This window comes from Stappia sp. MMSF_3263 (genome assembly GCF_030733745.1).
In the GTDB taxonomy this organism is placed as follows: Bacteria; Pseudomonadota; Alphaproteobacteria; order Rhizobiales; family Stappiaceae; genus Stappia.
Genome location: NZ_JASHIK010000019.1, coordinates 87,732 through 105,740 on the forward strand (window position 1 = coordinate 87,732; position 18,009 = coordinate 105,740).

Below are 18,009 nucleotides of genomic sequence, written 5' to 3' on the forward strand. Positions count from 1 at the left end.
GAGACCCTGAACTCGATCTACATCACGATCGGCGTTGCCGTGATCGCGGTCCTTCTGGCGGCACTTGTCGGACCGTTTCTGATCGACTGGACCGCCTATCGCACGACCTTCGAACGTTACGGCGAGCAACTGCTGGGGCACCGGGTGGCGGTCATGGGCGAGGCGGAGATGCGCCTCCTGCCGACACCGACGCTCACCTTCTCCGACGTGCGGGTCGGCGAGCCGGAGGACCCGCTGCTGGCCGTGTCGCGCTTCGAGATGCGGATCGAGTTGCCTCCGCTCCTGAAGGGCGAGGTGCGGATCATCGACATGACGCTCGAGCGGCCGGCGCTGCGGCTGTCGATCGACGAGGCAGGCCGTCTCGACTGGTTCACGGCGCGGGCGCGCAACGGCATGATCTCCGACGTCGACCCGGACCTTGTCATGCTCGAGCAGGCGAATATCCGGGACGGCAGCCTGACGGTGATCGATGCGCGCAACGGCCAGAGCCACCGGGTCGACGACATCGATCTGGTGGTGGCGGCGCGGTCGATGCTCGGACCCTACAAGCTGGACGGCATGGCAAGCTTCATGGGGCAGCGCGCCACGCTGGTGCTCGCCACGGGGCGCGGCGATGCGCAGGGCGGCGTCCGGCTCCGCGCCGGCGTCACGCCCGTCTCGCTTCCCGTCGATCTGGTGATGGACGGGAAGCTGGCGCTGGCCGACGGCCGGCCGGGCTATGAGGGCGGCTTCACCTTCGCATCCGTGACGCCGGCCGAACAGGCGGAGCGCGCATGGCGGAGCGAAGGCAAGTTCGAACTGGATGTCGGCAAGCTTTCGCTGAGCGAGGCCACGCTCCGCTATGGCCCGGAGGAGCGCCCGGTCACGCTGGACGGCGACCTCGCCCTTGCCCTCGCCGAACCCTATCGGTTCGATCTGGCGGCGACGGCGAAGCAGATCGATCTCGACCGGATTTCCGGGCGTGGACCGCAAGAGCCGTTGAGTGTCTCCGAAGCCGGCGACATGCTTGTGGGCGCGCTGCGGGCACTGCCGCATCCGCCCATCGATGGCACGGTGCAACTTGCCGTCCCTGCTCTCGTATCCGGCGGCGGGCTTGCGCAGGACATCACGCTCACGGCCGACAGGCTGGCCACCGGCTGGCGGCTGACGGAGCTTTCGGGACGGCTCCCCGGTCGCACGGAGTTTCTTGCTCTCGGCGATCTCGGCTTGCAGTCCCGCACGAGCTTCCGCGGCAGTTTTGCCGTTTCCGTTGCCCAGCCAGCCGTTTTCTCGGACTGGTGGCGCAAGGGGGCGGTGAGCGGTGTCGCGGCCACACCCTTTGCCATGGAGGCTCGGGTCGATGCCGGGCCTGACAGCGTGTCGCTCACCGACCTACTCTTCGAGATCGGCGCCGACACCGGGCGCGGCGCCGTCTCGTGGTCGAAACCCGAGGCCGGGCCGGCGCTTTTCACCGCCGATCTCGACGCCAAGCGGATCGACGGCGACCAGGCACTGAAACTTGCCCGACTGTTCCTCGGCAGCGAGGGCGGGCTGGTCGAAGGTGTTTCGCGGGCTGGAACGCAGTTCGACCTCCAGCTGTTCTCCGAGGAAGTCGATTTCGGGTCGTTTGCCGCCAACACGCTTTCGCTGAAGGCGACCTATCGTGACGATGCCCTCGTCATCGACGACGCGAGCATCGCCGATCTCTCCGGTGCAAAGGTCTCGGCCAAGGGACGCATCGACGCGCTGGCGACCGCTCCGGCGGGCGATCTCGACATCAGCATCGATGCTGAGCGTGTGGACGGCGTTGCGGCCCTGCTTCTGGCGATCGACCCCGAGAGTCGCGTCCTGCGGGAGCTCAATGCGCGGTCCGATGCCTTCGCGCCGGCACGGCTGCAACTGTCCTTCAAGGGCGAGGCGACCGGATCCGGCGCGGATGCGGCGACCCGGGCCAGTGCCAGCATCCGGGGCGAAGCGGGCGGCACCAGCGTCGATGTCAATCTCGGACTGGAAGGACGCCTTGATGCCTGGCGCTCCGCGTCCATCGATTTCGAGGCCGGCTTCGGGGCGGCCGACGGGGCCGGGCTGCTGGCGCAGGCCGGGATCCCCGTGTTGCCGGTCGCGGCCGTTGGCGAGGCGCGGATCGAGCTTGGCGGGGCGGGCATTCCGGAGGAAAGCCTCGAGGGACACGCGCGCATCTATCTTGGGGACGCCTCGCTTAGCGCCGTCGGGTCCTTGTCCCTGCCCGAAGCCGGCGGGGCGGAGTATTCCGCCGATGTGGTGGCGAAGGCGCCTGACCTTTTGCCCTTCACCCTCTTGACCGGGCGGTTGCCCTCGCTCTCCGCCTCGGCCGGGGCGCTCGACCTTGTCGCCGGACTGCAGGGCAAGGGGGACGCCTTCCGCCTGACGGACCTTTCGGGCAGCATCGCCGGAACGCGGATCGACGGCGACCTGCAGGTCGACCTGCGGCGGGCTCTTGCCAGCCTCGACCCGCGCCTGCGCGGCTCGGTGAGCCTGTCGCGGCTCGATCTGGCCGAACTCGGCGACCTGGTGCTGGGCGCGGACCAGCTTTCGGCGATGTCGGACGGCTCCTGGTCGAAGGCGGCCTTCGGCCCGCCGATCCTGTCGGGCATCGACCTTTCGCTCGATCTGGCGGCGCGCCGGATGAGCCTTGCCCCCGCGCCCGATGCAAGTGACGTCAAGGGGCGGATCGGCTTCAAGGACGGGACGATGTCGATGGAGATCTCGCAAGCCGGATTTGCCGGCGGCGATCTCACCGGCACTTACTCGCTCAAGCGGACCGACGGCCAGGCGAACCTGGCCGCGTCGATGCGCATCAGCGATGCGGAACTGGGGGAACTCGTCTGGGAGCGCGCCGCCCGGCCGGTGGCGACCGGGCGCATGGCGCTGAACCTGGATTTCGAGGGCACGGGCCGCTCGATCGCCGGCATCGTCGCCGGTCTTTCCGGCGGCGGCACGATGAGGGTCGAGAACGGCGAGATCCGCGGCCTCAACCCGGATGCCTTCGCGCTGGTCATCCGGGCCGTCGATGCCGGGCTTGACCTCGATGACGGGGCGATCCGCGAGGCGTTTTCGAGCCATCTTGATGCGGGGCGGCTGCCGTTCGCGGCGCTCGAGGCGAATGCCTCGATTGCCGGCGGCATCGTCAGGGTCAGCAATGCGCGCGTCGACAATGCCGACACGACCCTGTTCGGCAATGCCCAGGTCGATCTGGAGAAGCTGGCGCTGCAAAGCGACTTCTCGCTCAAGGTGGATCCGGGCGAGGAAGCGGTCACGGGTGCGGAGGCGCAGGTCGGCCTGGTGTTTTCAGGGGCGCTCGACGATCCCGCCCGGAGCATCGACATTGCTCCCTTCACCGCGTTCCTGACGCTTCGCGCCTTCGAGGAGGAAGTCCGCCGGGTCGAGGAACTGCAGGCGGAGATCACCGAACGCGATCGCCTGATGCGCGAATTGCGGCGCACGCGCGAAGAGCAGCGCCGGAAAGAGCGCCAGGAAACGCTTGAGGAGCAACGCCTCAGGGAAGACGCCGCGCGTGCGGCGGAGGATGTCCGCAAGGCCGAGCAGGCCGCGCGGGAGCAGGCAGCCAAGGACAAGGCGGCCAAGGAAAAAGCGGCAAGAGAACAGGCAGCCAGGGAGAAGGCGGCAAGCGAGGCGGCGGCCAGGGCCGAGGCGCAACGGGCGGAAGCTGCCCGGGCGGAAGCGGAACGGGCTCAGGCCGCGCAGCAACGCAATGCCCGCAACCGCCCCGGCGGGGATGCATCCGAACGGCCCGCCGAGGCACCGCCGGCGGCCTTTGGCGACCAGATAAGGCGTGCCTTGGAAGACCTGGACACGCGCGGCACGCTGACACCGCAGGAGCAGTCGACGGGCAAACCCCTGCAACTGCTGCCGCCGCTCGACCCTCCCGTCTTCATCGGCGTTACGCCGGACCGGTAGGCGTATTGTTGGGAGGGAGCATGTGCCATCTCGCGCCGGACATCGACGTTCGCATCACGTGAGGCCGGCCGGTCAGGGAGTGTCAGAGCTTCCCGGGAAGGCCGGCTTGCGGCAATGAACGAGCGCGGCGACGCGCAGTGCCGAGGACAGGGAAGCCGGCATTCCGACCTGATCATGGCCGCGGGCGTCGTCGATGCGCGCCACCAGGGCGGGTACGGTCAGCCCTTCATTCTCGGCCATCTCCTCGATCACCTCCCAGAACTCCGGCTCAAGCGCCAGGCTGGTGCGGTGTCCGTGCAGGGTCAGGGAGCGTTTGACAAGCGTCACGACCGGTCGGGCTCGTCGGTCTTGCCGGCGTCGCCTGCTGTGCCGTCTCCGCGCGGCTTGGGGCCGGCTTGCGGGTGTTCGCGCTTGTGGGCGTCGACATGCGCGGCGGATTTTTCCACCGTTGTCCGGGTGAGGTTCTTTTCCGACTTGCTCCGGCCGAACTGCACGCGGTTTTCCGCCGCGCGGGTTTCCTTCTCGCGGCGCGCGCGCGCCTTGCGGGCCTGTCTCAGATTGACGATGTCACCCGTCATCACGGCCTCCGGCGCATGTCTGCAGTGGATCAGGTCTTCTTTCGGAAGGAATCCAGCGAAACCACGTCGGCCCCGGCATTTCCATCCTTGGCCGCGTCCTCGCCATCCTGTGTCGCATCCGCCGGCTGGTTGTCCGACTTGGGTGCGGAGCGCTTGGCCGCCGGCTGCTTGGCGTCGCTCGTGGCCTGCTCGACCTCGGCAAGGGTCGACGCGGCGCGTTCCTGGTCGCGTGCCGCGTCGACCAGTTCCTCGGGAAGTTCCTCGGCCGTCTTGCCGGGCTCGAACTCGAGCGCGAACTGGACGGACGGGTCGAAAAATCCCTTGATGGAGGAGAAGGGCACGAACAGCTTTTCCGGAATGCCGCCGAAGGACAGGCCCACCTCGAATGCGTGGTCTGTGACCATGAGATCCCAGAACTGGTGCTGAAGCACCACGGTCATTTCCTTGGGGTAGCGCTCGTGCAGCCGCGAGGAGATGCGCACGCCCGGCGCGTTCGTGTCGAAGGCGATGTAGAAATGGTGCTCCCCTGGCAGGCCGATCCGGCTTACCTCGGTCAGAATCTTGCGGACAGCGCCGCGCAGCGCATCCTGGATGACGATATCGTATCGGATCAGGTCTTCGGCCATCGCTTGCAACAAACAGTGTGAGTCGGATTACGCCCAACATGGCGCGCGGGAAGCGAATTGGAAAGCGCCGATCGCACCTGTTTCGGGCTTTCACCCTGTCCTGTTGCGCTCTGCCCCTCATTGTGGCGGATTTTCGCGACAGTCGCCATGCCGAAACGGCGGGGTTCGGCTGTTGTGGTGCAGGACGAACGGGGCTTGGAGAGTGAAGTGGAGGCTTCTGTTGCCAGGTGCCTCCGAACCCCGCCTGAAGGTGCTACCCCACAGGGCTTAAAGGACTACCGGCACCGCATTACGCGGCGACAGCGTTGTCCATAGCATAGTTGTCATTTGCAACTATTGAGACGGCCCGATAACGGCGGAACCATGCCGAGCAAAAGAACGACCTTTACACCCTCGTCGATCCTATTTCGCCCCCGCCGAAACCCGCCATCTTCGCAGTTTCCTGCGCGCTCTGGCGGGCTTGGGTGGAGGCGCCGGGTACCGCCCCCGGGTCCGATAGGCTTATTTCGAAGTCCGTTTATCGCCATAGCCGGCTTGCACCGGCACTTTCGAATATAGGCGCTCCATGACCCGGTGAAAAGGGGCAAGCCGCACGGGGGAGGGGAAAGCGCCCGGTCGCAGGCTTGTGAGAGGACGTCATTGGCGCGTGCGGCCGGCTTGCAGGTACAAGGGTTGCAAGATCCACTCATCCGGAGAGAGCATCATGACGACCGCAACGCGCAGAAAGGTTCTCGTTGCCGCCCTCGGCCTGTCGCTGGTGGCTGGCGGGGCGAGCGCCGGCTGGTTCGGGCTGGGGGGCAGCGACGACACGGGGCGTGTCTTTACCGGCATCGTCGAGGGCGTTGCCGTCGGCGGCTACGATCCGGTCGCCTATTTCACCGAAAAGAAGCCGGTCAAGGGGTCGCCGCAGATCACCGCGACCCATGCCGGGGCCGAATGGCGCTTTGCCAGCGAGGCAAACCGGGAGGCGTTCCTTGCCGAACCGGCGAAGTACGCGCCCGCCTATGGCGGCTACTGCTCCTGGGCGGTGGCCCAGGGCAAGCTTGCCAAGGGCGATCCGCAGAACTGGGACATTGTCGATGGCCGTCTCTATCTGAACTACAACGACAACATCCAGACAAAGTGGCGCGCCGACGTTCCGGGCTTCATCTCCAAGGCGGAGAAGACCTGGCCGGGGCTTGCCGCCAAGTGAGGACGTACAGCGCTGCCGCGGGCTGAATAGCGGGCGAAACCGCGCGGCGCGGCTTGCCCGCGCCCCGCTTGCGGGCGACGATGGGGGCCATGAGAATCGGCAAGCGGACGACCACGGCGTGCGGCAATATCACGACTTGATGCAACGCATCCTCGACGAGGGCGCAGAAAAGACCGACAGGACGGGAACGGGAACGCTCTCGGTCTTCGGCCACCAGATGCGCTTCGACCTTGCCGACGGCTTTCCGATGGTGACGACGAAGAAGCTGCACCTGAAGTCGATCGTGCACGAGCTGTTGTGGTTCCTCGCCGGCGACACCAACATCCGCTATCTCAAGGAGAACGGTGTCCGCATCTGGGACGAGTGGGCCGACGAGAATGGCGACCTGGGGCCGGTCTATGGCTATCAGTGGCGCTCATGGCCGGCGCCCGACGGCACGTCGGTCGACCAGATATCCAACCTCGTCGCGCAAATCCGCCGCAATCCGGACAGTCGCCGGCTGATCGTCTCGGCCTGGAACCCGGCGCTGGTCGACGAGATGGCGCTGCCGCCCTGCCACGCGCTGTTCCAGTTCTACGTGGCCGACGGACGGCTTTCCTGCCAGCTCTACCAGCGTTCAGCAGACGTCTTCCTCGGCGTGCCCTTCAACATCGCTTCCTACGCGCTGCTGACCATGATGGTGGCGCAGGTGACGGGCTACGAGCCGGGCGAGTTCATCCACAGCTTCGGGGACGCGCATCTTTATCTCAATCACCTTGAGCAGGCGAAAGAGCAGCTTTCGCGTTCGCCGCGCGCCTTGCCGACAATGCGGATCAACCCGGAGGTCAAGGACCTCTTCGGCTTCCGCTTCGAGGACTTTGAACTCACCGGCTACGACCCGCACCCCCATATCAAGGCGCGGGTCGCTGTGTGAGGCGCTGCTGCGTCAGGCTTTCAGCCGGTAGCCGGTCTTGAAGATCCAGGCAATGACCGCCAGGCAGGCGAACAGGAAGACGAATGTCATGGCGAGGCTGACCTCGACCCCGACATCGGCCTGTCCGTAGAAGCTCCAGCGGAATCCGCTGATCAGGTAGACGACCGGATTGAACAGCGTCACCGTCTGCCAGAACGGCGGCAGCATCGAGATCGAGTAGAAGCTGCCGCCAAGGAAGGCGAGCGGCGTGATGATCAGCAGCGGCACGAATTGCAGCTTCTCGAAATTGTCGGCCCAGATGCCCAGGATGAAGCCGAGCAGCGAGAAGGTGATCGCCGTCAGCACCAGGAACAGCATCATCCAGGCCGGATGCTGGATCTCCAGCGGCACGAACAGCCCGGCGGTTGCCAGGATGATCAGGCCGACGATGATCGCCTTGGTGGCGGCCGCGCCGACATAGGCGATGACGATCTCCAGATAGGAGACCGGCGCCGACAGCACCTCGTAGATCGTGCCGGTGAAGCGCGGGAAGTAGATGCCGAAGGAGGCGTTGGAGACGCTCTGCGTCAAGAGCGACAGCATGATCAGCCCGGGCACGATGAAGGCGCCGTAGCTGACGCCGTCCACCTCCGAGATGCGCGAGCCGATGGCGGCGCCGAAGACGATGAAATAGAGCGATGTGGAGAGAACCGGCGAGACGATGCTCTGGAAGATCGTGCGGCCCGTGCGGGCCATCTCGAACCGGTAGATCGCCTTGATGGCATGGATGTTCATGACGGCGTCCTGACCAGGTTGACGAAGATTTCCTCGAGCGAGCTTTGACGGGTCTGCAGGTCGCGGAAGCGGATGCCGGCCGTGTTGAGATCCTGCAGCAGCGCGGTGATGCCGGTGCGCTCGCCCTGTGTGTCGTAGGTGTAGACGAGCTCGCTGCCGTCGCCGGAAAGCTCGAGATTGTGGGCGGCAAGCGCGCCGGGGATCGCGTCGAGCGGGTCGGCCAGGTGCAGCGTGAGCTGCTTGCGGCCGAGCTTGCGCATCAGTTCCGCCTTGTTCTCGACCAGCACGATCTCGCCCTTGTTGATGACGCCGACCCGGTCGGCCATCTCCTCCGCCTCCTCGATGTAGTGGGTGGTGAGGATGATGGTGACGCCCGTGTCGCGCAGCTCGCGGATCACGCGCCACATGTCGCGGCGCAGTTCCACGTCGACGCCGGCGGTCGGCTCGTCGAGGAAGAGGACACGCGGCTCGTGCGCCAGCGCCTTGGCGATCAGAACGCGCCGTTTCATGCCGCCGGACAGCGTCATCAGCTTGCTGTCCTTCTTGTCCCACAGGGACAGGTCGCGCAGCACCTTCTCGACGATTGCCGGCGCCTTCGGCTTGCCGAACAGCCCGCGACTGAAGGAAACGGTCGCCCAGACCGTCTCGAAGGCGTCCGTGGTCAGTTCCTGCGGCACCAGGCCGATCAGGGAACGGGCGGCGCGGAAGTCGCGGACGATGTCGTGGCCGTCGACGGTGACCGAGCCGCCGGTGCCGTTGACGATGCCGCAAATGATGCTGATGAGCGTCGTCTTGCCGGCGCCGTTGGGGCCGAGAAGGGCGAAGACCTCGCCTTTCTCGATGTCGAGCGACACGGATTTCAGTGCCTGAAAGCCGGTGTCATAGGTCTTGGAAAGACCGGAAATCGATAGAATGGGTGCCATGGAATGCCCGGATGGGAAGGCGGGCGGACGAGACGATGCGTCGCACCGATGGCCGCGTCGGCCCGGCAATGGGATAGGGTTCCCGCAGCATATAGGGATGCAACGGGGCTGCAACCAAGCTTTGTGGACGAAAAAAGTTCATCCCGCGTCTGATCTTGCTTGTCATCAAGCACGTTCCTCCGCCACCGCATCACCCGTAGCCCGAACGCTTCGCCGTCTACTACGACAACGAGTGCCTGTTCAACACGCAGCAGGTTGACCTCCTCGCCGAGCGTCCCGACTTGAAGCGGGTCTCCGCCGCAGATCAATGCACAACCTTCTCGGCACGTGGTACCGTCAGCGCCAGCTTCAGGAATAGGTCCGTGAAGCGACCGAGGCCGTCAGCCATATTTGACCTTGCTGTGGTGCGTCGATGGAAGAGGTCAATGTCTGAAAGTCGCGTCAAAAGCGGTCTCAGCGTCCTGTGTACGGCCATCGTAGCCCTTGCTGCTTGGCTTTTTTCCATGGGGACGCTTGATAACGCGGAGCGGGCGGCACGTGTCGAAATCGACGTTCCCGGTCGCACCCTTCATGTCGAGATCGGCGCCGATGCGTACGGGTTCATGTGCCTGACCTCCCTCGAGTACGATCAGGCCTATCTTCCGAAAGAATTTCTCTGCCTCGACTGCGTGAGATCAGAGAAAACACGGGAAATTCTACGGAAAGGGTGGTCGAAAGAGAGCATATATCTTGTCTATAAGACGGGAAACGAAATGAACGTCCAGGAGATCGATGTTTCCAATCTGGACAGCAGCTCGATCATTACCTACTACCAATCTCCATCCAGTAATGGCGGCAGGCTCGGCGAACAAACTCAATGCACCCGCTCCAACCGCGCCAGAGCCTCGTGCGTGACTTATGCCGGCGGCTGTCTGTTGCTTTTTGAAGAAACAGACGGCTGATCTCGCCCGCCTGACCCTGCCGCAACGTTTTTCATCGCGTCAGGAAAACCGCCAGCCATAACGGCGAGACGGAGACGGGCCTGTGAGAACGCCTCGCGAAAACGACAGGAGAACCCGTGCGACCGTCCGACGTCGGACGAAAGTCGGAAACGGTCGGATGTTCACTATCCGTTCACGTTGCGAACTTGCCGCCTCGCGGCGAATTCTTCTTTGTTTCCAACGGAAAAGAAGTGGTGGGTGCACGGGGATTCGAACCCAGGACCGGCTGATTAAGAGTCAGCTGCTCTACCAACTGAGCTATACACCCACTAGCCGTTTCGGCCAGAGGAGGTTTCAGTTCCGGCCATGGCCGGTTTCAAAACATCCTCGCGGCGGGGAGCGAGATGCGCCCGCCGTCGTGAGCGGGTATATACAAAGGCGATCCCGTGCATGCAAGGGCTTTTCGCATGGCGTGCGTCCCACGATGGTTTTCGCACTCTCGCCTGGGGATATCTTTGAAGGGCGGAACAGGGAAGGGGGCGGCGATATGCCTGCGTCTTTCCGGTCTTTGCAAGATTCGGCAAGCCTTGCGGGGCCGGCGCGAAATTTCCTGACATTGCGCTTGACCGTCGACCGACCCCCGTCTAGGTTGCGCGGCGACCCGATCATGCGGTGTCGGCGACTTGGTCGTGCGCATGCATGCCGGGTTCCGCAAGATCCCCTCCAGAAAGGGGCCTGCGGAAATGAAGAAGACAGGACGGATGGTACTGAAGTGACCAAGAGCATCGGACTCATTCTTGTATGCGGGGCGCGCGCGGCCGGGACGAGGTAACACTCGCTTTCCCAGACAGCTCAGCGCGCGCAAGGCCTCCTCGGGGGCCTTTTTTATTGCCTGCACGACAGGAAGACGATGCACCTGGTGTTTGCGGGGCCGACCGCGATGACGAACGGATTGATGTAATGTTGATGCAGGACGACTGCGGCAATCGAGGACAGGAACGATGAAGCGCGAGATGACCGGCGCCGAAATGGTGCTCCAGGCACTCAAGGACCAGGGGGTCAAGCATGTGTTCGGGTATCCGGGCGGTGCCGTGCTTCCGATCTATGACGAGATCATCCAGCAGGACGAGATCGATCATATCCTGGTACGTCACGAGCAGGGCGCGGGACATGCGGCCGAGGGCTATGCGCGCTCCACCGGCAAGCCCGGCGTCGTTCTGGTCACCTCCGGTCCCGGTGCGACCAACATGGTCACCGCGCTGACCGACGCGATGCTCGATTCCATTCCGCTCGTGTGCATTACCGGCCAGGTGCCGACCCATCTCATCGGCAGCGACGCCTTCCAGGAGTGCGACACGGTCGGCATCACCCGCCCCTGCACCAAGCACAACTGGCTGGTCAAGCGGATCGAGGACCTGCCGCGCATCCTGCACGAGGCCTTCTACGTGGCGACCGCGGGCCGTCCGGGTCCCGTCGTCGTCGACATCCCGAAGGACATCCAGTTCGCCACCGGCACCTACGAACCGCCCAAGAACATCGCCCACAAGAGCTACCGGCCGCGCGTCAAGGGCGACATGGACGCGATCCGCCACGCGATCGAGCTGATCGCCCGGGCGAAGAAGCCGATCCTCTATACCGGCGGCGGCGTCATCAACTCCGGTCCGGCGGCCTGCCAGCTGTTGCGCGAGTTCGCGCAGATCACCGGCATTCCGGTGACCTCGACCCTGATGGGGCTGGGCGCCTATCCGGCCTCGGGCGAAAACTGGCTGGGCATGCTCGGCATGCACGGTACCTATGAAGCCAACATGGCGATGCATGACTGCGACGTCATGGTGAATATCGGTGCGCGTTTCGACGACCGCATCACCGGCCGGCTCGATGCCTTCTCGCCCAATTCGCTGAAGGTCCATATCGACATCGATCCGTCTTCGATCAACAAGACGGTGCAGGTCGACATTCCGATCGTCGGCGATGTCGGCCATGTGCTGGAGGACATGGTCCGGCTGTGGCGCACGGGCTCGCACGGCCTGGATGCCGGCGCGCTGAAGGGCTGGTGGGAACAGATCGACCGCTGGCGGTCGCGCAACTCGCTCGCCTATCGTCCGACCGACGATGTCATCATGCCGCAATACGCCATCCAGCGCCTCTATGAGCTGACCAAGGGCCGCGAGACCTATGTCTCGACGGAAGTCGGCCAGCACCAGATGTGGGCGGCGCAGTTCTACGGGTTCGAGGCGCCGAACCGTTGGCTGACCTCCGGCGGTCTCGGCACGATGGGCTACGGCCTGCCTGCCGCGATCGGGGCCCAGGTCGCCCATCCGGACGCGCTTTGCATCGACATTGCTGGCGATGCCTCGATCCTGATGAACATCCAGGAGATGTCGACCGCCGTCCAGTTCGGGCTGCCGGTCAAGGTGTTCATCCTCAACAACCAGTACATGGGCATGGTGCGGCAGTGGCAGCAGCTGCTGCACGGCAACCGTCTGTCCAATTCCTACATGGACAGCCTGCCGGACTTCGTGAAGCTGGCCGAGGCCTATGGCGGCCACGGCATTCGCGTCGACAAGCCAAAGGACCTGGACGGCGCCATCGAGGAGATGATCGCCTCGCCCAAACCGGTGATCTTCGACTGCCGGGTGGCGAGCCTTGCCAACTGTTTCCCGATGATCCCCTCGGGCAAGGCGCATAACGAGATGCTGCTGCCGGACGAGGCGAATGACGAGGCGGTGGCGAACGCCATCTCGAGCGAAGGCAAGGCGCTGGTTTGACCGCGGACAGGGGATTGAAGACATGAACGCACAGAACCTCAATGCGCCGTCCGCCTATTTCATGGCGGATATCGAGCAGCCGGCCGAGAGCCACACGCTTTCGGTGCTGGTCGACAACGAACCGGGCGTGCTTGCCCGGGTGATCGGCCTGTTCTCCGGGCGCGGCTACAACATCGACAGCCTCACGGTCTCGGAGACCGAGCACGAAAAGCACCTGTCGCGGATCACCATCGTCACCACCGGCACGCCGATGGTGATCGAGCAGATCCATCATCAGCTCGACCGGCTGGTGCCGGTGCACAAGGTGACCAATCTCACGGTCGACGCGCGCCGCCGCAATTTCGAAAAGCCGCTGGAGCGCGAACTTGCCCTGATCAAGGTGGCCGGCGTCGGCGAGAAGCGGCTCGAGGCGCTGCGCCTGGCGGACGCCTTCCGCGCCACGGTGATCGACGCGACGGCGGAACATTTCGTCTTCGAGATCACCGGCCGCACCAACAAGGTGGAGCAGTTCATTGCGATCCTGAAGCCGCTCGGCCTGGTCGAGGTGTCGCGGTCCGGCGTCGCCGCCCTGCAACGCGGCCCGGACGGGTTCTGAAACGACGCCCGGGCGGGGGAAGGCGAACGCGGCGTCAACCGTTTTGCCGGCCGCCCGGGTTTCACGCCCGGTTGCCCAAGTGTCTTGCAACGACGCAGGCAATCGGGTACGAGCTTGGGATATTAACGATTTGATCAGGAACCTGCCTGCAGACTTGGCGCAGGTTTTTGAACCACCGGCTCTTCCGCGACGGGACGGGCCAGACGCAAGGAACTGGACGACCCCATGATCGCCGCTGGCACACATGCCGCTTTTGCGATCGACGCGCGCGCTGCGCGTGGCGGGCTCCTGCGTCATGGTGGCCTCCTTCTCCTTATTTGCCCCTGAGCACCGACTGCCTCCCTGGCAAACGGAGGCGGGCGCTCAGGGGATCAAGACCTTCACCAGCACCATCATTGTTTTTCGGCCCGTACGATCCGTGACATGCGCGGCGGCGGGCCCGACCTGAAAAGGGAACCGGTTCCATGTCTGGCCAGGACCAAATCTTCATCTTCGACACCACCTTGCGCGACGGCGAGCAGTCGCCCGGCGCCTCCATGACGCTGGAGGAGAAGCTGCAGGTCGCCGAAATTCTCGACGAAATGGGCGTCGATATCATCGAGGCCGGCTTTCCGATCGCCTCGAACGGCGACTTCGAGGCCGTCTCCGAGATTGCCAAGCGTACCAAGCGGTCGGTGATCGCCGGTCTGGCGCGCGCGATCCACGCCGATATCGACCGGGCGGGCGAGGCGGTACGTCATGCCGAGCGCGGACGCATCCATACCTTCGTCTCCACCTCGCCGATCCATCTGGAGCACCAGATGAAGAAGAACGAGGCGCAGGTGCTCGACATCATCACCGACACGGTGACGCGGGCCCGCAACCTCATTGACGACGTGGAATGGTCGGCGATGGACGCCACCCGCACGCCGATCGAGTATCTGTGCCGCTGCGTGGAGGCCGCGATCCGCGCCGGCGCCACGACGATCAACCTGCCGGACACGGTCGGCTACGCGACGCCGGACGAGTACAAGTCGATGTTCGAGCAGATCCGCGCAAGGGTGCCGGATGCGGACAAGGCGATCTTCTCCGTTCACTGCCACAATGACCTGGGCCTCGCGGTTGCCAATTCGCTGGCCGGTGTCGCCGGCGGCGCACGGCAGATCGAGTGCACGATCAATGGTCTGGGCGAGCGCGCCGGCAACGCCGCACTGGAAGAGATCGTCATGGCGGTGCGCACCCGCTCCGACGCGCTGCCCTATGCCTGTTCCGTCGAGCCGCGCTTCCTGACGCGTGCCTCCAAGCTCGTCTCGGCGGTCTCCGGCTTCCCGGTCCAGTACAACAAGGCCATCGTCGGCAAGAACGCCTTCGCCCACGAGAGCGGCATCCACCAGGACGGCATGCTGAAGAACGCCGAGACCTACGAGATCATGCGTCCCGAGGATGTCGGCGTGAAGGCGACCTCGCTGGTGATGGGCAAGCATTCCGGCCGCCACGCGTTCCGCCAGAAGCTGGAGGAGCTGGGCTACGAGATCGGCGACAATGCCTTCGAGGAGGCGTTCCGCCGCTTCAAGGATCTCGCCGACCGGAAGAAGCATGTCTATGACGAGGACATCGAGGCGCTGGTCGAGAACGAGATCGCGACCCAGGGCGAGCAGATCAAGGTCATCGCGCTCACCGTCATCGCCGGCACCGGCGCCAACGGCAAGGCGATCCTGACGCTGGACGTCAACGGCCGCCACGAGACCCGCGAATGCACCGGCGACGGCCCGATCGACGCGACCTTCAACGCGATCAAGGAAATCGTGCCGCACGACGCCAAGCTCTCGCTCTATCAGGTGCATGCGGTGACGGAAGGAACGGACGCGCAGGCGGAAGTTTCCGTCCGCCTCGAGGCCAGCGGCCGCATGGCAACCGGCAAGGGCGCGGATACCGACACGCTGGTCGCCTCGGCCCGTGCCTATATCTCGGCGCTGAACAAGCTGCTCGCCCGCCAGAACCGCCCGGACCACCAGGAACTCAAGGCAGTGTGATCCGGCGCGACACACATGGCCTGCTGAAGTGAAAAAGCCCCCGGCGGAGCGATCCGCCGGGGGCTTTTTCTGTCCCGGGAGGGGGAGAAAGGCGTGTCGTCAGGCGCTGGCTCGGGCGTAGCGGGCGAGCGCCGGGGAAAGCACCTGCAGGCAGTCGAAGGCATTGTCGTCGATCACGGTGCGCTGGCGCAGGGTGAAGCCGATACCTTCCACCATCCGTCGTGCCGGATCGTTGCCGGCGGCGACGAAAGCGATCAGATGCGTGAAATAGGTGTTCTCGAAGAACCAGGCGACCAGTGCGGCGGCCAGTTCCGAGGCATAACCCTGACGCCAGTAGGCGGGCCTCAGGCAGATGCTGAGCGCGACTTCGGACGTCTCCGGATAGACGGAAAACCCGGCGCGCCCGGCGAAGGTGCCGTCGGCGAGGGTCGCCTTCCACTGGCTGAAGCCGCGATGCTCCTGGCCCTGGACATAGTCCTCCAGGTGACGTGCGGCATCTTCGCGTGTCTCGATGATCTCGTGCGAGGCGAGAAACCGGTTGACGCTCTCCTCGCGGTGGAGGGCAAGCAGGTCGCCCGTGTCCGCCACGTCGAACGCGGTCAGCCGCATGCGCGGCGTTGCAAGTATCGTTCTGTCCGCCATGCTGTTCTCCTCCGGTCCGTTTCCGGCGTCCTGCCGGCACGGGTGCCGTAAAGACATGTCTGGCGGGATCGGGGCACAAGGCCCGTCCTCCGAACAGGTCTTCCGATGGTCAGGCTGTCAGCCTGCCTCCGGTAACTTTTCTTGAACCCATGCCTGCACCGATTCGCGCCGTAGCGGTAGCGATGACAGCCACTTCCTACGGTCAGTTTATGCGCAAAACATGGCGCTGCAATCACTGGCTGTATTGCCGATGATCTAAAATGCAGCCGCTCTCCAGGCCGCTGAATCGCTCGGATCGAGGCGCGGCCAGTCGCCGAGTTGCCCGCGAAAGAAGGTTTCCTGCCGTTTCGCGTAGCGGCGTGTCTCGGTCGTCGCCCGCTCGATCGCATGAGCGAGGCATTCGGGCGTACCGTCAAGATTGCCAAGCTCGCGCAGGCCGATTGCCTTCATCGCCGGAAGGGCGGGGTCGAGATCGCGGGCAAGCAGGCGCCGGGTCTCCCCGATCGCGCCCTGTGCGACCATGGTTGAAAAGCGCTCGGCGATGCGGGCATGCAACCAGGGACGGGGCGGGGCGAGAACTAGTCGGCGCGCCGTCGGACCGATGAGGCTGTCCCCGCTCTCCTTCTGCCAGGCATTGAGCGACCGGCCGGTTGCTTCCATCACTTCCAGGGCACGGGCGATGCGCTGCGTGTCGCCCGGCTCAAGCCGGACCGCCATCGCCGGGTCGAGTGCGGCCAGTCTTGCGTGCAGCGCACCGGTGGCGGCAGCCACGGCCTCGGCGCGGATGCGGGTGCGAATATCTTCCGGGATCGGCGGCACTTTCGACAGGCCGCCCAGCAGCGCGCGGAAATAGAGGCCGGTGCCGCCGACAATGACGAGCGGCTGGCCGCAGGCCCGGGCCGCGCCAAGAACGCCGGCGACATCGTCCAGCCAGCGCGCGACCGAATAGGGCTCGGCCGCGTCGACATGCCCGTAAAGCAAGTGGCGGGTCCGTGCCAGGTCGGCGGCGGCGGGCCGGGCCGTCAGAACGTCGAGGTCGGCATAGACCTGCATGCTGTCCGCATTGACGATCCAGGCGTTGTCGCGCTCGGCCAGGCGCAGGGCGAGCGCCGACTTGCCGCTCGCCGTCGGGCCAGCTATCAACGTCACCGGTTCGCTCACGTCCTCTTTCCTTTCAAGGCGCTTTCACGATGTCGCTCGTCGCTACCCTTGTCGCCAATCCCCTGCATCCGGCGATCGACGCCGAACTCGTTGCGCGCGCGCTTGCTGTCCTGCCGGCCGGGACCGGAGTGAACGAGCTTTCCGCCGGCATCGCCGTCGACCTGGTTTTCGACGGCGATGCCTCGCGCACCGCCGACCATGACAGGGATCTGCGCGCGGCGATGGGCACCGTCCCGGTCGACCTCCTTGTGCAGAAGCGCGAGGGCCGACGCAAGCGACTGCTGATCGCGGACATGGATTCCACCATGATCGGCCAGGAATGCATCGACGAACTGGCCGACGCGGTCGGCAAGAGAGACGTCGTCGCGGCGATCACGGAACGGGCCATGCGCGGCGAGCTGGAGTTCGAATCTGCCCTGCGCGAGCGCGCCGTGATGCTGGCCGGGCTCGACGCGGGTGTCGTTGACACGGTCCTTGCCGAGCGGATCACCCTCACGCCGGGAGCGGCCGCCCTGCTCGCCACCATGAAGGCACACGGTGCCTATTGCGCGCTGGTCTCCGGAGGGTTCACCGCCTTTACCGGCCATATTGCCGCGACGCTCGGTTTCGACGAACACCGGGCCAACACGCTCGGCATCGCGGATGGCCGGCTGACGGGCACGGTCGGCGAACCCATCCTCGGCCGCGCTGCCAAGCGCGAGCGGCTCACGGAGCTTCTGGCCGAACACGGTCTCGATCCGGCGGACGCGATTGCGGTGGGCGACGGCGCCAACGACCTTGCGATGATCGAGCTTGCCGGCCTCGGCGTTGCCTATCACGCCAAGCCGTCGGTGGCAGCCGTGGCTGATGCTCGGGTCGATCATGGCGACCTGACGGCGCTCCTTTATTTCCAGGGCTATGCGGCGCGGGAGATCGCCGGCCTATGACCCACCGCCTTGCATGCCGCATGCAACAAAAGGGCCGCGACAG

At 65.1% G+C, this 18,009-nt stretch carries 15 protein-coding genes, 1 tRNA gene and 1 other RNA gene; 8 read left to right on the plus strand and 9 right to left on the minus strand.

Features of this window, described 5'->3' with window-relative positions; genetic code table 11:
* The first annotated feature begins 27 nt into the window (after nucleotides 1-27).
* Nucleotides 28-3,936, plus strand: a complete 3,909-nt coding sequence (locus RBB46_RS18430; protein WP_306030505.1) for an AsmA family protein — start codon at nucleotides 28-30, stop codon at nucleotides 3,934-3,936.
* A gap of 72 nt (nucleotides 3,937-4,008) precedes the next feature.
* Here RBB46_RS18430 and RBB46_RS18435 read toward each other — a convergent pair whose 3' ends face one another.
* The 4 genes from RBB46_RS18435 to ssrA all read right to left on the minus strand — a co-directional run bounded on the left by RBB46_RS18435 (nucleotide 4,009) and on the right by ssrA (nucleotide 5,724).
* A complete protein-coding gene (locus tag RBB46_RS18435) occupies nucleotides 4,009-4,263 on the minus strand; it encodes a ribbon-helix-helix domain-containing protein (RefSeq protein ID WP_306030487.1) in 255 nt (84 codons plus the stop codon).
* Nucleotides 4,260-4,514 carry a DUF4169 family protein gene (locus tag RBB46_RS18440; protein WP_306030488.1) on the minus strand — a complete coding sequence of 85 codons (255 nt, stop codon included), beginning with the start codon at nucleotides 4,512-4,514 and terminating at the stop codon, nucleotides 4,260-4,262. The genes RBB46_RS18435 and RBB46_RS18440 overlap by 4 nt, the downstream gene beginning before the upstream one ends.
* 29 nt (nucleotides 4,515-4,543) lie before the next feature.
* Nucleotides 4,544-5,140, minus strand: coding sequence for an SspB family protein (locus RBB46_RS18445; RefSeq protein ID WP_306030489.1), 597 nt, complete (start codon nucleotides 5,138-5,140; stop codon nucleotides 4,544-4,546).
* A 206-nt stretch (nucleotides 5,141-5,346) separates the two neighbouring features.
* Nucleotides 5,347-5,724, minus strand: a transfer-messenger RNA (tmRNA) gene (gene ssrA / locus RBB46_RS18450).
* A gap of 119 nt (nucleotides 5,725-5,843) precedes the next feature.
* Between ssrA and RBB46_RS18455 the strand changes: the two genes are divergently transcribed.
* Both RBB46_RS18455 and RBB46_RS18460 read left to right on the plus strand, forming a co-directional pair.
* Entirely contained in the window at nucleotides 5,844-6,332 is a 489-nt protein-coding gene (locus RBB46_RS18455) for a YHS domain-containing (seleno)protein (protein ID WP_306030490.1), read from the plus strand.
* A gap of 118 nt (nucleotides 6,333-6,450) precedes the next feature.
* The gene (locus tag RBB46_RS18460) at nucleotides 6,451-7,245 is read left to right on the plus strand and encodes a thymidylate synthase (protein ID WP_306030491.1); all 795 of its coding nucleotides are present in this window, start codon (nucleotides 6,451-6,453) and stop codon (nucleotides 7,243-7,245) included.
* Nucleotides 7,246-7,257: 12 nt separating this feature from the next.
* Here the strand turns inward: RBB46_RS18460 and RBB46_RS18465 are convergent, their stop codons facing one another.
* Together RBB46_RS18465 and RBB46_RS18470 are read right to left on the minus strand one after the other, a co-directional pair.
* On the minus strand, nucleotides 7,258-8,019 hold the full coding sequence (locus tag RBB46_RS18465) for an ABC transporter permease (RefSeq protein WP_306030492.1): 762 nt from the start codon (nucleotides 8,017-8,019) through the stop codon (nucleotides 7,258-7,260).
* Entirely contained in the window at nucleotides 8,016-8,942 is a 927-nt protein-coding gene (locus RBB46_RS18470; protein ID WP_306030493.1) for an ABC transporter ATP-binding protein, read from the minus strand. The genes RBB46_RS18465 and RBB46_RS18470 overlap by 4 nt, the downstream gene beginning before the upstream one ends.
* A gap of 425 nt (nucleotides 8,943-9,367) precedes the next feature.
* On the opposite strand from RBB46_RS18470, the gene RBB46_RS18475 reads away from it, so the two are divergent.
* The gene (locus RBB46_RS18475; protein WP_306030494.1) at nucleotides 9,368-9,883 is read left to right on the plus strand and encodes a hypothetical protein; all 516 of its coding nucleotides are present in this window, start codon (nucleotides 9,368-9,370) and stop codon (nucleotides 9,881-9,883) included.
* 231 nt (nucleotides 9,884-10,114) lie between these two features.
* On the opposite strand, the gene RBB46_RS18480 is transcribed toward RBB46_RS18475, so the two are convergent.
* A tRNA-Lys gene (locus tag RBB46_RS18480) sits at nucleotides 10,115-10,190 on the minus strand.
* Nucleotides 10,191-10,863: 673 nt separating this feature from the next.
* On the opposite strand from RBB46_RS18480, the gene RBB46_RS18485 reads away from it, so the two are divergent.
* From RBB46_RS18485 to RBB46_RS18495, 3 genes are all read left to right on the plus strand, one after another.
* A complete protein-coding gene (locus tag RBB46_RS18485; protein WP_306030495.1) occupies nucleotides 10,864-12,630 on the plus strand; it encodes an acetolactate synthase 3 large subunit in 1,767 nt (588 codons plus the stop codon).
* 22 nt (nucleotides 12,631-12,652) lie between these two features.
* Nucleotides 12,653-13,225, plus strand: a complete 573-nt coding sequence (ilvN, locus tag RBB46_RS18490) for an acetolactate synthase small subunit (RefSeq protein WP_306030496.1) — start codon at nucleotides 12,653-12,655, stop codon at nucleotides 13,223-13,225.
* Between the two features lie 464 nt (nucleotides 13,226-13,689).
* Complete coding sequence (locus RBB46_RS18495) at nucleotides 13,690-15,237, plus strand: 2-isopropylmalate synthase (protein ID WP_306030497.1); 1,548 nt, start codon at nucleotides 13,690-13,692, stop codon at nucleotides 15,235-15,237.
* Between the two features lie 99 nt (nucleotides 15,238-15,336).
* Here RBB46_RS18495 and RBB46_RS18500 read toward each other — a convergent pair whose 3' ends face one another.
* Both RBB46_RS18500 and miaA read right to left on the minus strand, forming a co-directional pair.
* Complete coding sequence (locus RBB46_RS18500; RefSeq protein WP_306030498.1) at nucleotides 15,337-15,879, minus strand: GNAT family N-acetyltransferase; 543 nt, start codon at nucleotides 15,877-15,879, stop codon at nucleotides 15,337-15,339.
* Between the two features lie 255 nt (nucleotides 15,880-16,134).
* Nucleotides 16,135-17,040, minus strand: coding sequence for a tRNA (adenosine(37)-N6)-dimethylallyltransferase MiaA (miaA, locus tag RBB46_RS18505; RefSeq protein WP_306030499.1), 906 nt, complete (start codon nucleotides 17,038-17,040; stop codon nucleotides 16,135-16,137).
* A gap of 29 nt (nucleotides 17,041-17,069) precedes the next feature.
* Here miaA and serB point away from each other — a divergent pair, with 29 nt between their 5' ends.
* Nucleotides 17,070-17,966, plus strand: a complete 897-nt coding sequence (gene serB / locus RBB46_RS18510; RefSeq protein ID WP_306030500.1) for a phosphoserine phosphatase SerB — start codon at nucleotides 17,070-17,072, stop codon at nucleotides 17,964-17,966.
* Nucleotides 17,967-18,009 lie beyond the last annotated feature (43 nt).